The organism is Streptomyces orinoci (assembly GCF_003121295.1).
Lineage (GTDB): Bacteria > Actinomycetota > Actinomycetes > Streptomycetales > Streptomycetaceae > Streptomyces > Streptomyces orinoci.
In genome coordinates this window covers 84,340-100,116 of sequence record NZ_PHNC01000009.1, presented here as the reverse complement: position 1 = coordinate 100,116, position 15,777 = coordinate 84,340, and the positions used below count along the sequence as shown (strand labels likewise).

At 74.2% G+C, this 15,777-nt stretch carries 1 protein-coding gene; it reads right to left on the bottom strand.

The window, feature by feature from the left end; translation table 11 throughout:
• Positions 1–64: 64 nt before the first annotated feature.
• Positions 65–15,772 carry a type I polyketide synthase gene (locus tag CV755_RS07090; RefSeq protein WP_422070514.1) on the bottom strand — a complete coding sequence of 5,236 codons (15,708 nt, stop codon included), beginning with the start codon at positions 15,770–15,772 and terminating at the stop codon, positions 65–67.
• Positions 15,773–15,777: the final 5 nt, after the last annotated feature.

Below are 15,777 nucleotides of genomic sequence, written 5' to 3'. Positions count from 1 at the left end.
TCCATTCGCACTTGCAGGGAACTGGGCGGGCACGTCGCGGGGTGGGATATGGCCGGGCACGTGGTCAGCCTTTTCCGAATTTCTTGTCGATGTAGTCGAAGATGTCGTCGTCGGTGGCCGAGTCGAGTTCATACGGGGCGGCTTCGCCCCGCGCCTCGGCACGGGTGTCGCTCCACGTCGAGAGCAGGGTTCGCAGACGCTCCGTGATGCTGTCCAGGGCGGCCTCGTCCAGGGCCGTCCCGGCGAGTACGTCCGGGGTCATGGCGGAGAACGCGGATTCGAGCTTGCCGATGTCCTCCAGCAGCGGGACGGCCGGTGCCGAGGGCGCCGGGGCCAGTTCCGCGAGCAGGTAGCGGGCCAGGGCGGTCGGGGTGGGGAAGTCGAACACCAAGGTGGCCGGCAGCCGTTGACCGGTGGCCGCGTTCAGCCGGTTCCGCAGGTCAACCGCGGTCAGCGAGTCGAAGCCGGACTCCTTGAAGGTCTGTCGCGGGCCGACCGCCTCCGGTCCGGCATAGCCGAGCACGGTGGCGACATGGGTCCGTACCAGGTCCAGGAGCAGGCGTTCCCGCTCCTCCTCCGACAGCCCCTCGAGGCGGCCTTGCAGGGTGCCGGTGGTCTCCGAGGCCTGCTCGGGCCGCGGCCGGGCGGCGCCTCGGACCAGGTCGCGCAGGACCACGGGCACCGGGACTCCGGCGGCCCGGGCCTGCATCTGCAGGGCCCCCAGTTCCAGCCGGGCCGGTACCAGCACCGCTTCGGCCCGCCGGAAGGCGGCGTCGAACAGGGCCAGGCCGAACTCCGCCGGCATCGGCCGAACTCCGCCGCGTGCCATGCGGGTACGGTCCACGTCCTCCAGCCGGCCGCCCATGCCCGTGCTCTCCGCCCACAGCCCCCAGGCCAGCGACAGCGCGGGCAGCCCCTGGGCCCGGCGGTGCCGGGCGAAGGCGTCCAGGAAGGCGTTGGCCGCGGCGTAGTTGCCCACACCGGGGCTGCCGAAGAGCCCGGAGAAGGAGGAGTAGAGCACAAACGCCGTCAGATCCAGGGACCGGGTCAGCTCGTGCAGGTTGAGCACCGCGTCAACCTTCGGGCGCAGCACCCGGTCCAGCCCGTCCGGGGTCAGCGAGCCGATCACGCCGTCCGCGGTCACCCCCGCCGTGTGGATCACGGCGGTCAGCGGGTGTGCGGCGGGGATCTCGGCCAGCAGGCGCTTCAGTGCGTCGCGGTCGGTCATATCGCAGGCCGCCACGGTCACCTGGGCGCCCAGTCCGGCGAGTTCGGCGCGGAGTTCGGGCATGCCATCGCCCGCCGGGCCGCGGCGGCTGGCCAGTACCAGGTGCCGTACCTCGTGTTCGGTCACCAGGTGGCGGGCCAGCAGCATGGCGAGACCGCCGGTGGCGCCGGTGATCAGTACGGTGCCCTGCGGGTCGAGCCGCCTGGGCGCGGCGGCCTCGGCCGGTCCTCCGGGTTCAACGGCGCCCGCCCGGGTCAGCCGGGGCACCCGCACCCGCCCGGCACGCAGGGCGAGTTGCACCTCGTCCAGGGCCGGGTCGAGGGACGAGCCGATGGCGCGCGGCAGTTCCCGGTACGAGTCCTGGTGGCCGTCGAGGTCCACCAGCAGGAACCGGTCGGGGTTCTCCGACTGCGCCGAGCGCACCAGGCCCCACACCGGGGCGCTCGCCAGGTCCGGCACATCCTCCGCCGGGTGGGTGGACACCGCTCCGCGGGTCAGCACCACCAGCCGGGACGCGGCGGAACGCTCGTCGGCCAGCCAGCCCTGGAGCAGTCCGAGCACCTGGTGGGCGGTGGCCCGGGCCGTCTCCGCCGGGTCCACGGTGGCGGGGCGGGGCAGGCAGGGCGCGATGACCACCGGCGGGAGCGGTGTGCCGCCCTCGCTCGCCGCGAGCAGGGCGGCCAGGTCGGGGTAGGTCACGGTGCCGGGCGTGGCGAGGGCGGCGGTCAGCTCGGGGTCGGACTCGCCCAGCAGCGCCCAGGCACCGGTGGCCGGCGTGGGTCCGGTGGCCGGCGGCAGCGCCTTCCAGTCGAGCCGGAACATCGAGTCGCCGGTTCCGGCGGCGGGGAGCTGGGCCGGGGAGACCGGTCGCGAGACCACCGCGTCAACCTCGGCCACCGGGGCCCCGGTGGCGTCCGCCACGGTCACCGACAGCGCGTCCGCGCCTGCCGAGCCGAGCGTGACGCGCAGCACGGTGGCCGCCCCCGGCGCGTACACCCGGATGCCGCGCCAGGAGAACGGACGGGTCGCCCGGGTCTCGCCGGCCGGGTCGCCCATCAGGGCATCGGCGGCGGCCGCCTGCAAGGCGCCGTCGAGCAGCGCCGGGTGCAGGGTGAAACCGTCGGCCGGTACCCCGTCGGGCAGCTGGACCTCGGCGAAGATCTCGGTGCCGTCCGCCGTGTCGGGGCCGGCTGCCGTGGTGCTCCGCCGCCAGACGGACCGCAGGCCCTGGAAAGCCGGTCCGTACACCACGCCGGTCTCGGCCAGCCGCTCATGGAAGCCGTCGATGGCCACCGGTTCGGCCCCGGCGGGCGGCCAGGCGGTGATCGCGCCCGCCGGCCGTGCCTCGGCGGCCGCGGTCAGCGAGCCCTCGGCGTGCCGGGTCCAGGGTGCGTCGGGCTCGGCGCCGTCCGGCCGGGAGTACAGGCTCAGTGCGCGGTGCCCGGACTCGTCCGGGCCGGCGACCGCGAGCCGTAGCACCACCGCGCCCTGTTCGGGCACCACCAGGGGTGTCTCCAGGGTGAGTTCTTCCACTTGCTCACAGCCGGCCTGCCGGCCGGCCCGCAGCGCCAGCTCCACAAACGCCGTGCCGGGCAGCAGCGCCGAGCCCATCACCAGATGGTCCGCCAGCCAGGGGTGCGTCGCGAGCGAGAGGCGCCCGGTGAAGACCAGGCCATCGGAATCGGGCAGTTCGAGCGCGGCGCCCAGCAGCGGGTGGCCGGTGGCGCCGAGGCCGAGGCCGGCCACATCGCCCACCGGCGCGGCGGCCTGGGGCCAGTACCGCTGTCCCTGGAACGGATAGGTCGGCAGCTCCACCCGGCGGGCGGGGCGGCCGGCGAACACCGTGTTCCAGTCCGGTGTCGCGCCCTGTATCTGGGCCTCGGCCAGCGACCGCAGGAAGCGGTCGGTGCCGCCCTCGTCGCGCCGCAGCGAACCGACCGCCCGGGCATCGCTGCCCAGCTCGTCGAAGGTCTCCTGCAGTCCGATGGTGAGCACCGGGTGCGCGCTGGCCTCGACGAAGAGGCGGAAGTCCTGCTCCAGCAGGCGCCGGGTGGCCCGGTCGAGGCGGACCGGCCGGCGCAGGTTGGTGTACCAGTACTCGGCGTCGAGCTGCTCGGTGTCCAGCCAGTCGCCGGTGACCGTCGAGATGAAGGGGACCTCCGCCGGGCGCGGGGTGATCGGCCCCAGCTCCCGGAGCAGCTCCTCGCGCAGGGATTCCACCTGGGCGGAGTGGGAGGCGTAGTCCACCGGGATCCTGCGGCACCGGATCTCCTCGGCCGCGCAGCCGGTCATCAGCTCGTCCAGGGCCTCGGGTTCGCCCGAGACCACCACCGACCCGGGGCCATTCACCGCGGCGACCGAGAGGCGGCCGCCGAAGGGCTCCAGGCGTTCGGTCAGCTCGTCCACCGGCAGTGCCACCGACACCATGCCGCCGCGGCCGGACAGCGCGCCGAGCGCCTTGCTGCGCAGCGCGACCACCCGCGCCGCGTCCGGCAGCGACAGGGCGCCGGCCACACAGGCGGCGGCTATCTCGCCCTGGGAATGTCCCACCACCGCCGCCGGATGGATGGCGTACGCGCGCCACAGCTCGGCCAGCGAGACCATGACGGCGAACAGCAGCGGCTGTACGACGTCCACCCGCTCCAGTGGCGGCGCGCCGGGCGTGCCGCGCAGCACCTCCTCCGGTGACCAGTCCACATAACCGCCGAGGGCCCGGGAGCATTCGGCGAACCGCCGCGCGAACACCGGGGAGGCGTCGAGGAGTTCGGCCGCCATGCCGGCCCACTGGGAGCCCTGGCCGGGGAAGACGAAGACGGTACGGCCGGTGGACTCGACGGTCGTTTCGAGCACATCGGGATCGCTGTGGCCCTGTGCCAGCGCGGACAGGGCCCGTTGGAAGCCGGCCCGGTCGGCGGCGAGCAGCACGGCCCGGTGGGGGAACGCGGCGCGGGAGGTGGCCAGGGCGTACCCGATGTCGGCAGGGTCGGCCTCCGGATGGGCGTCCAGGTGGGCGCGCAGCCGGCCGGCCTGCTCGCGCAGTGCGTCGGGGCTCTTCGCCGACACCGGCCAGGGCAGCAGCGTGCCCTCGGCCGTGACGGGCACGGCGGGCTGTACGTCCGCCGGGGCCGGGTCCGGTGCCTGTTCCACGATCACATGGGCGTTGGTGCCGCTCATGCCGAAGGCGGACACACCGGCCCGGCGCGGCCGGCCGGTGTCCGGCCAGGCGGTGTCCTCGGTCAGCAGCCGCACCGTGCCGGTGGACCAGTCGATATGCGGTGAGGGCTCGTCCACATGCAGGGTCCGCGGCAGTTCGCCATGGTGCATGGCCATCACCATCTTGATCACACCGGCCACGCCCGCGGCGGCCTGGGTGTGGCCGATGTTCGACTTCACCGACCCCAGCCACAGCGGCTGCCCGGGGTCACGGTCCTGGCCGTAGGTGGCCAGCAGCGCCTGGGCCTCGATCGGATCGCCGAGGCTGGTGCCGGTGCCATGTGCCTCCACCGCGTCAATATCGGAGGCGGTGAGCCGGGCGTTGGCCAGGGCCTGCCGGATGACCCGCTGCTGGGAGGGGCCGTTGGGCGCGGTGAGGCCGTTGGAGGCGCCGTCCTGGTTGATGGCGCTGCCACGCAGCACCGCGAGCACCGGGTGGCCATGGCGCTCGGCGTCGGAGAGCCGCTCCACCAGCAGCAGGCCGACGCCCTCGCCCCAGCCGGTGCCGTCCGCGGCGGCCGCGAAGGGCTTGCAGCGCCCGTCCGGGGCCAGCCCGCGCTGCCGGGAGAACTCGGTGAAGGGGCCGGGGGTGGTCATCACCGTCACCCCGCCGGCCAGCGCCATGGAGCACTCGCCCTGGCGCAGTGCCTGGGCCGCCAGGTGGAGGGCCACCAGCGAGGAGGAGCAGGCGGTGTCCACGGTGACCGTGGGGCCCTCCAGACCGAAGGTGTAGGCGAGCCGTCCGGACACCACGCTGGCCGCGCTGCCGGTGGCCAGGTATCCGCCGACGTCCTCGGCGGAGTGCAGCAGCAGGGTGCCGTAGTCCTGGCCGTTGGATCCGATATAGACGCCGGTCCGGCTGCCGCGGAGGGCGTCCGGGTCGATGCCGGCCCGCTCGAACGCCTCCCATGAGGTCTCCAGCAGCAACCGCTGCTGCGGGTCCATGGCCAGTGCTTCCCGGGGGCTGATGCCGAAGAACGCGGCGTCGAAGTGGGCGGCGTCCGCCAGGAATCCGCCCTCGCGCACATAGCTGGTGCCCGGCTGGTCCGGATCGGGGTCGTACAGCTTCGCCAGATCCCAGCCACGGTCGGTGGGGAACTCCCCGATGGCGTCGACTCCGTCGCGCAGTTGCTGCCACAGCTGCTCGGGGGATCGCACCCCGCCGGCGAAGCGGCAGCTCATCGCCACGATCGCCAGCGGCTCGTCGTGCGGCACCGCGGCGGCCGGCTCCCCCTCGGGGGTTCCGGTCTCGCCGAGGAGTTCCGCGGCCAGCTGCCGGGCCAGCTCACGGGGGGTGGGGTAGTCGAAGACCACGGTCGCGGGCAGGGCCAAGCCGGTGGTGGCGGCCAGCGCGTTGCGCAGCTCCAGCGCAGTCAGTGAGTCAAAGCCCAGCTCGCGGAAGGCGGTCCGGACCGGCACTGCGTCCGGGGCACCATGCCCTAGTACGGTCGCCACCTGCTCCAGCACCAACTCCTGTACCAGGCGCAGCCGTTCGTCCCCGGGCAGCCCGGTCAGGCGTCGCACCAGCTCGGCCGCGCCGCCGGTCGCGGCGGCGTCGGCCGCACCGGCTCCGGCCTGTGCCTGAGCGATGTGCTGGAGCTCGGGGAGGCCGGCCAGCAGCCTGTGCTGCCGGGCGCTCGCGGCGGGGGCGAAACGTGCCCAGTCCACATCGGCGATGACGACCTGCGCCAGGTCCTGCTGCCAGGACCGCTCCAGTGCGCCGAGCGCCGCTTCCGGGTCCATCGCGGACACGCCGCCGCGCGCCAGGCGGTGCGCGGTCTCCTCGGTCTCCGCCATCCCGGCGTCGGCCCAGGCGCCCCAGGCGATGGAGAGCGCGGGCAGGCCATCGGCCCGCCGCTGCTCCGCGAGAGCGTCCAGATAGGCGTTGGCTGCCGCGTAGTTGGCCTGGCCGGCGCTGCCGACCACTCCGGCGATCGAGGAGAACAGCACAAACGCCGACAGCTCCAGGTCCCGGGTCTGCTCATGCAGGTGCCGGGCGCCCTCGGCCTTGGCGCGCAGCACGGCCTCGAACCGGTCGGGGGTCAGTCCGTCCAGCACACCGTCGTCCAGCACCCCCGCCGTGTGCACCACGGCGGTCAGCGGCCGCTCGGCCGGGATGGCCGCCAGCACCGCCGCCAGCGCCCGCGGGTCGGCCACATCGCAGGCGGCCAGGGTGACCTCGGCGCCGAGCGCGGTCAGCTCGTCGCGGAGCTGGGCCGCGCCCTCGGCCGCCGGGCCCCGGCGGCTGGTCAGCACCAGGTGCTCCGCCCCATGACGGACCAGCCACCGCGCGACCCTGGCTCCCAGTGCGCCGGTACCGCCGGTCACCAGTACCGAGCCGGACAGCTGCGGCGCCGCGCTCGTCCCGGCCGGCCGGGGCGCCCGGATCAGGCGGCGTACGAAGACGCCCGAGGGCCGCAGGGCCAGTTCGCTCTCCTCGCCCGTGCCCGCGAGCACGCCCGCCAGGCGCGCCGCGGCCCGCTCGTCCATGGTCTCGGGGAGGTCGATCAGCCCGCCCCAGCGGTCCGGGTGCTCCAGGGCCACGACACGGCCGAGGCCCCAGATCAGGGCCTGCTCCGGGGCGGCCGGCCGGTCCGAGCGGCCCACCGACACCGCGCCCCGCGTCAGGCACCACAGCGGTGCCGTGATCCGGGCGTCGCCCAGTGCCTGCACCAGCTCCATCGTGCGCAGCGCACCCTGCCGGCCGTCCGGGGCGAGCAGCGACAGCACGCCGGCGACCGGCCCGTCGATGCCGGCCAGCCGCTCGGCCAGTTCGCTACGACCGCCCTGCCCCGCCTCGACCGGCACCGTCCGGGCGCCGTGCGCGCCCAGCGCGTCCGCCGTCGCGGTGGCCCACTCCGGACCGGCCTGGCCCTGCGGGGCCACCACCAGCCATCGGCCGGACAACACCGGGGCGGTGTTCTCCGTCGAGGGCTGCCAGTCGGTCCGGTAGCGCCAGGAGTCCGCCATGGACCGGGTACGGTGCCGCTGCCGCCAGGAGGACAGGGCAGGCAGCACCGCACTCAGCGGGGCCCGCTGCTCCTCGCCGACCTCCAGAGCGCCGGCCACCGCCGCCACATCGGCGCGCTCGACCGCGTCCCAGAACTCGGTGTCCGCCGGATCCGCCGAAAGTGCCGGCGCCGCGTCCACCGGCGCCTGCGGCCAGTACCGCTGGTGCTGGAAGGCATAGGTGGGCAGCTCCGTCAGGGAGGCGCTCCGGCCGGCGAAGAACCGCGCCCAGTCCACCGGCACACCATGGGTGTAGGCGCCGGACAGCGCGGTGATCAGGGTCTGTGCCTCCGTACGGCCGTCCCGCAGTACGGGTACACACAGCATCTCGGCGCCATCGGCCAACGCGTCCTGCCCGGACGGCCGTTGGGCCAGCGTCTCCTGGGCCATCGCGGACAGCACTCCGTCCGGGCCCAGCTCGATCAGTGTGGTCACGCCCTGTCCGGCCAGCGCCCGCACCCCGTCGGCGAACCGGACCGGCTGCCGCACCTGGCGTACCCAGTACTCGGCCGAGCACAGCTCCTCGGCCGTGGCCGGCTCACCCGTCACATTCGAGATCAGGGCGATCTGCGGCGGTTGGAACGCCAACTGGGTGGCCACCTCGCGGAATTCGGCCAGCATCGGCTCCATGCGCGGTGAGTGGAAGGCGTGGGAGACCGTCAGCCGCTTGGTCTTGCGGCCCTGCTCCGCGAACCGGGACGCGATCTCCACGACCAGGTCCTCGTCGCCCGAAATCACCACCGAGGCCGGCCCGTTGACCGCGGCGACCGACACCCGCTCGGTATGTCCCGCCAGAGCCGCCGTCACCTCGGCCTCGGTCGCCTGTACGGCCGCCATCGCGCCACCGGCGGGCAGCGCCTGCATCAGCCGGCCACGAGCCGCCACCAGCGCACAGGCGTCGTCCAGGGTCAGCACGCCCGCCACATGAGCGGCCGACAGCTCGCCGATCGAATGGCCCGCCAGCCAGTCCGGGGTCACCCCCCAGGACTCGACCAGCCGGTACAGCGCCACCTCCAGCGCGAACAGGGCCGCCTGGGTGTACATGGTCCGGTCGAGGGCCGTCGCGTCCTCGAACACCACCTCCCGCAGTGACCGGTCCAGCCGCCCCTGGAAGCGCTCGCACACCTCGTCGAGGGCCTCTGCGAACACCGGGAACGCCGCATACAGTTCGCGGCCCATGCCCACCCGCTGCGCACCCTGCCCGGTGAACAGGAAGCCGACCCGGCCCCGGCCGGCGGCCACGCCGCGCACCAGGCCGGGCGCACCCCGTCCGGCGGCCAGCGCGGCCAGCCCGGCGAGCAGTCCCTCACGGTCCGCGGCGACGATCGCCGCCCGGTGCTCCAGCATCGTCCGGGACACCGCCAGGGACAGACCGACGTCGGCGGGGTCGGCCTCCGGCACTGCCCGCAGATGGGCATACAGCCGCTGTGCCTGCGCGGTCAGCGCCGCCTCGGTCCGGCCCGAGAGCAGCCACGGCAGCTCCGGGGCGGCCGTGCCGGTCCGGGCCGGTGCGGGGGCCTCTTCCACGGCGGCCTCGTCCACGGGAGCCTGCTCCACGGGAGCCTGTTCCACAGGGGCCTGTTCCAGGATGGTGTGGGCGTTGGTGCCGCTGATGCCGAAGGAGGAGACGGCCGCCCGGCGCGGCCGGTCCAGGGCGGGCCAGTCGCGCTCCTCGGTGAGCAACTCCACGGCGCCCGCCGACCAGTCCACCTGGGAGGAGGGCGCATCGACATGGAGGGTGCGGGGCAACACACCGTGCCGCATGGCCATCACCATCTTGATCACACCGGCCACGCCCGCGGCGGCCTGGGTGTGGCCGATGTTGGACTTCACCGACCCCAGCCACAGCGGCTGCCCGGGGTCACGGTTCTGCCCGTAGGTGGCCAGCAGCGCCTGGGCCTCGATCGGGTCACCGAGCGTGGTGCCGGTGCCGTGCGCCTCCACCACGTCGATGTCCGCGCCGGACAGTCCGGCACCGTCCAGCGCCTGCCGGATCACCCGCTGCTGCGATGGGCCGTTGGGCGCGGTCAGACCGTTGGACGCACCGTCCTGGTTGACCGCGCTGCTGCGGACCAGCGCCAGCACCCGGTGGCCGTTGCGCCGGGCATCCGAGAGCCGCTCCAGGAGCAGCAGGCCCACGCCCTCCGCCAGCCCGGTGCCGTCGGCCGCCTCGGCGAAGGCCTTGACCCGTCCGTCGGTGGCCAGCCCGCGCTGACGGGAGAACTCCACAAAGGTGCCTGGGGTGGCCATCACCGTCGCCCCGCCGGCCAGGGCGAGGGTGCATTCGCCCTGCCGCAGCGACTGGGCGGCCAGGTGCAGGGCCACCAGCGAGGACGAACAGGCCGTGTCTACGGTCACCGCCGGGCCTTCGAGTCCGAAGGTGTAGGCGAGCCGTCCGGAGGCCACGCTGGTCGAGTTGCCGGTGCCCAGATAGCCCTCGTCACCGTCGAGGGCGGAGGCGAGCTGGGCGGCGTAGCCCTGGTACATCACACCGGCGAACACGCCGGTGCGGCTGCCCTTGAGCGAGGCGGAGTCGATGCCGGCCCGTTCGAAGACCTCCCAGGAGGTCTCCAGCAGCAGCCGCTGCTGCGGGTCCATGATGCGCGCCTCGCGCGGCGAGATGCCGAACAGGCCCGGGTCGAAGTGGTCGGCGTCGTAGAGGAATCCGCCCTCGGAGGTGTACGAGGTGCCCGGCTTGTCGGGTGCGGCGTCGCGCAGCACCTTCTCCAGGTCCCAGCCGCGGTCGGTGGGGAATGCGCCGATGCCCTCGCCGCCGTTCGCGACCAGCCGCCACAAGTCCTCGGGGGACCGTACGCCGCCGGGGTAACGGCAGGCCATGCCCACAATGGCGATCGGCTCATCGGTGCGCACCGCGGTCACCGCTGCCGCGAACCGCTCGCCCTCGCCGAGCAGTTCGGTGCTGAGGTAGCGGGCCATGCCCCCGGGGGTGGGGTAGTCGAAGGCCAGCGTGGGGGGCAGCCGCAGGCCGGTGGCGGTGCTCAGCCGGTTACGGAGTTCCACCGCCGTCAGCGAGTCGAAGCCCAGGTCCTTGAACGCCTGGTCCGGCTCGATCGTCTGTGGTGACGCATGGCCGAGGACCGCCGCCACATGGGTACGGACCAGGTCCTCCAGGGTGCGCTCGCGCTCGGCCTCGGACAGCCCGGCCAGCCGCTGGGCCGCCTCCGGCCGCGCGGCGTCCGCGCGAGCGGTCCCGGCCGCCGTGGGCCGGGCCGGGCGGCGCAGCAGTCCGCGCAGCAGGTGCGGCTGCTCCTGGTCGGCGGCGGTGCGCAGCCGGGCGGGGTCCAGGTGCATGGGGACCAGCACGGTGTCGTCCAGCCGGCCGGCCAGGTCGAACAGGGCCATGCCCTCGGTGGCGGACAGCGCGGCCATTCCGGCGCGGCGCATCCGCTCCTCCTCGGCCTCGCTCAGGCCGCCCAGCATTCCGTCCGCCTCGGCCCACAGGCCCCAGGCCAGGGACTGCGCGGGCAGTCCGGCCGCTCTGCGGTACCCGGCCAGTGCGTCCAGGGCGGTATTGGCCGCGGCGTAACCGCCCTGGCCGGCACCGCCCATGAGCCCGGCGGCGGAGGAGAACAGTACAAACGCCGACAGGTCCAGGTCCCGCGTCAGCTCGTGCAGGTTCCACGCTCCGTCCGCCTTGGGGCGCAGCACCTCGGCCAGTCGCTCCGGTTCCAGCGTGGCCACCACACCGCCGGCCGCCACTCCGGCCGTGTGCACCACGGCGGTCAGCGGGTGCTCGGCCGGGATCTGCGCCAGCACCTCGGCCAGCGCCTCCCGGTCCGCCACGTCCACCGCGGCCACCCGTACCGACGCGCCCGCCGCCGTCAACTCGGCCACCAGCTCCGCCGCGCCCGGCGCGGCCGCACCGCGACGGCTGGTCAACAGCAGCCGCCGCGCCCCGTGTTCGGCCACCAGGTGCCGCGCCAGCACCTTGCCCAGCGCCCCGGTGCCACCGGTGACCAGCACAGTGCCGTCCGCGCCGAAGGGCTCGGTGGGCCGGGTGCCGACGTTCGGCGTGGTGGCCCGGGTCAGCCTGGCCACCAGGGCCGCTCCCCCGCGCACCGCGAGCTGCGGCTCACCGGTGCCGATCGCCGCCGGCACCGCGCCGGGGGACTCGGTGTGCTCGTCGATGTCCAGCAGCAGGAACCGGTCCGGGTGTTCCGACTGCGCGGAACGCACCAGGCCCCACACCGCCGCGGCGGCGGGATCCGGCACGGTGTCCCCGGCGGTCGCGGCCACCGCGCCCCGGGTCACGATCACCAGCCGGGATGCCGCCAGCGACTCCTCGGCCAGCCAGGACCGCAGCAGGGTCAACGCGGCGTCCGCCGCCAGGTGTACGGCTTCGGCGCCCGGGCCGGAGCCCTCGACCGGCGCCAGGACCACGTCCGGCACCGGATCACCGGACGCGGTCAGCTCGGCCACCGTCCGGTAGGTCCGGGCCGGGGCGGCCGCCCCGGCCAGTCCTTCCGCCAGCCCGAAGCGGTCGTCCAGCACCGCGTAGGAGACGGCGTCCCGGGGAGCGGAGGGCGCGGACGCCGTCCAGTCCAACCGGAACAGCGAACCGTTCGGGGTGTCCTGCGCGGCGCCCAACTGCCCGCGCGACAGCGGGCGCAGGGTCAGCGATCCCACCGAGGCCACCGGCGAGCCGGAGACATCGGTCACCGCCAGCGACACCGCGTCCGCGCCCACCCGGGACAGCCGCACCCGCAGCGCCGAGGCGCCGGTGGCGTACAGGCTCACATCCGACCAGGAGAACGCCAGCCGGGACTCGGCCGCCTCCCCGGTGCCGGCCGTTTCCCGCGGGCCGGATATGAGACCTCCGGCGCCGATGGCGTGCACCGCCGCGTCCAGCAGCGCGGGGTGGACCCCGTACAGCCCGGCGTCGGCCTCGGCTCCCCGCGGCAGTTCCACCTCGGCGGCCAGTTCGTCGCCGCACCGCCATACGGCACGGAGCCCCTGGAACAGGGGACCGTATTCCAGGCCCGTTTCGGCCAGCCGCTGGTACAGGTCCTCGATCGGCACCGGCACAGCTCCCGGCGGGGGCCAGGCCGCCGGGCCTGCCGGGGCCGGCCGGCCGCCCCCGGCCAGGACGCCTTCCGCGTTCAGGGTCCACGGCTCATGGGAGAGGGCGCCGGCCGGGCGGGAGTGCACGCTCAGTCCGCGGTGTCCGGATGCGTCGGGCGCACCCACCAGCAGTTGGATGTCAACCGGCTCGGATTCGGACAGCAGCAGCGGGGCCTGTAGCGTCAGCTCCGCCACCCGGCCGCATCCGACCTGGTCGCCCGCGTTGATGGCCAGTTCCACGAACGCGGCCCCCGGCAGCAGGACGGTGCCCAGGAACGCGTGGTCGGCGAGCCAGGGATGGGTGGCCAGGGACAGCCGTCCGGTCAGCAGGAAGCCGTTCCCGTCGGCCAGGGTCACCGCCGCGCCCAGCAGCGGGTGTTCGGCCGGTCCCAGGCCGAGTCCACCGGCGTCACCCGGCGGCCGGCCGGTGTCCTGGATCCAGTAGTGCTCGTGCTGAAAGGGGTAGGTGGGCAGTTCCACCCGGCGGGCGCCGTGCCCGGCGAACACCGTCTGCCAGTCAACCCGGACGCCTTGGGTGTGGGCCTCGGCGAGCGAGGTGAGGAAGCGGCCGATGCCGCCTTCGCCGCGGCGCAGGGTGCCCAGGGCGGCGGCCGCGCCGTCGATGCCGGACAGGACTTCCTGCATGCCCATGGTCAGTACGGGGTGCGGGCTCACCTCGATGAAGACCGGGCGGGCCTGCTGGGACAGGGTGCGTACGGCCTGTTCGAAGTGGACCGTCCGACGCAGGTTGCGGTACCAGTACGCGGCGTCGAGCCCGGCGGTGTCGATGGCCTCGCCGGTCACCGTCGAGCAGAACGTCACCTCGGCGGTCCGGGGCGCGATCGGTGCGAGCGCGGTCAGCAGCCGTTCCTCGATGGCCTCCACCTGGGCGGAGTGCGAGGCATAGTCCACCGCGACCCGGCGTGCCCGGATCTCCTGGGCCGCGCAGTCGGCCAGCAGTTCGTCCAGCGCCCCCGGGTCTCCGGAGACGACCACGGAGGCGGGGCCGTTGATCGCCGCGATGGCGAGCCGGTCCGCCCAACGGGCCAGGCGCTGTTCCAGCTCGGCGACCGGCAGTGCCACCGAGACCATGCCACCCAGACCGGACAACTCGGTCAGGGCCTGGCTGCGCAGGGCGACGACCCGGGCCGCGTCCTCGAGGCTGAGCGCGCCGGCCACCGCGGCGGCGGCGATCTCGCCCTGGGAGTGGCCGAGCACGGCGGCCGGCCGGACCCCATGGGCCTGCCAGACCGCGGCCAGCGACACCATCACCGCGAACAGCACCGGCTGGACCACATCGACTCGGTCCAGGGACGGTGCCCCGGGCTCGCCGCGGACCACATCCAGGAGCGACCAGTCGGTGAAGGGTTCCAGGGCCGCCGCGCAGTCCCGCATCCGGGCCGCGAACACCTCGGAGGTGTCCAGCAGTTCGACCGCCATGCCGGCCCACTGGGAGCCCTGGCCGGGAAAGACGAAGACGACGTCCGCGGTGTGGCCGGTGGCCGTGCCGCGCAGCACCCCGGCCGACGCCCCGCCTTCGGCGAGGGTGTCCAGGCCCTGGAGCAGCTGGTCGCGGTCGGTTCCGATCACGGCCGCGCGGTGCTCGAACAGCGCCCGGGTGGTGGCCAGCGAGTGGCCCACATCGGCCGGTCGCGCCCCGGGGTGGGCCCGCAGGTGTGCCGCCAGCCGGGCGGCCTGGTCCAGCAGGGCGGCTTCGGTGCGGCCGGACAGGATCCAGGGCAGGGTGGCAGCGCCATGGACCGGTGCGCCGTCCCCACCGGTCTCCCCATCGGTCTCCTCACCGGCCGGTTCGGGCTGTTCGAGGATCACATGGGCGTTGGTGCCGCTCATGCCGAACGAGGACACCCCGGCCCGGCGCGGTTCGCCGGTCTCCGGCCAGGGGGTGTTCTCGGTGAGCGGTTCGACGGCGCCCGCGGTCCAGTCCACCTCGGGGGTCGGCCGGTCGAAGTGCAGGGTCCGCGGCAGCACGCCATGGCGCATCGCCATCACCATCTTGATCACACCGGCCACGCCCGCGGCGGCCTGAGTGTGTCCGATGTTGGACTTCACCGACCCCAGCCACAGCGGCCGGCCGTGGCGGCGGTGCCGGCCATAGGCGGCCAGCAGCGCCTGCGCCTCGATCGGGTCGCCCAGCTTGGTGCCGGTGCCGTGCGCCTCCACCACCTCGACCTGCTCCGGCGTCAGGTTGCCGGCGATCAGGGCCTGCTGGATGACCCGCTGCTGGGCGGGGCCGTTGGGGGCGGTGAGCCGGCTGCTGGCACCGTCCTGGTTCACCGCGGAACCGCGCACCACGGCGAGGACCGGGTGGCCGTTGCGCCGGGCATCGGAGAGCCGCTCCACCAGGAGCATGCCGACGCCCTCGCCCCAGCCGGTGCCGTCCGCCGCGGCGGCGAACGGCTTGCAGCGCCCGTCCCGGGCCAGGCCGCGCTGCCGGGAGAACTCCAGGAAGGTGCTGGGCGCGGACATCACGGTGACGCCGCCGGCCAGTGCGAGGGAGCACTCGCCCTGGCGCAGCGCCTGGACGGCCAGATGCAGGGCCACCAGGGACGAGGAGCAGGCGGTGTCCACCGTCACGGCCGGCCCTTCCAGACCGAGGGTGTAGGCCACCCGGCCGGAGGCGATGCTGCCCGCGCTTCCGTGGCTGAGGTATCCCTCGAACTCCTCGGGGATGTCATGGAGACGGGCCAGATAGTCGTGGTAGATCACGCCGGCGAAGACCCCGGTCCGGCTGCCGCGCACCGACCTCGGGTCGATTCCGGCATGCTCGAACGCCTCCCAGGAGCTTTCCAGCAGCAGCCGCTGCTGGGGGTCCATGGCCACCGCCTCGCGCGGCGAGATCCCGAAGAAGGCGGCGTCGAAGCGGGCGGCATCGTGCAGGAAGGCCCCCTCCCGTACATAGGAGGTGCCCGGGTGGTCCGGATCGGGGTCGAACAGGCCGTCCAGATCCCAGCCGCGGTCGGTGGGGAACGCCGATACGGCGTCCGTGCCCGAGGCGACCAACTGCCACAGGTCGTCCGGGGAGTTGACGTCACCGGGGAACCGGCAGCTCATCCCCACGATGGCGATGGGCTCCTGCTCGCTGGACTCGGCCTCGCGCAGCCGCTGGCGCGTCTGGTGAAGGTCGGCGATGACCCGCTTGAGGTAGTCCCGAAGCTTCTGCTCGTTCTCCACTTGACGTTCGCTCCTCATGACGTGCGGAAGGCGTGGGGAATCGTTCATCTGGC

Excerpts from the sequence above, each read along its gene's own strand:
- CV755_RS07090 (WP_422070514.1), bottom strand. The coding sequence starts at position 15,772 with ATGAACGATTCCCCACGCCTTCCGCACGTCATGAGGAGCGAACGTCAA.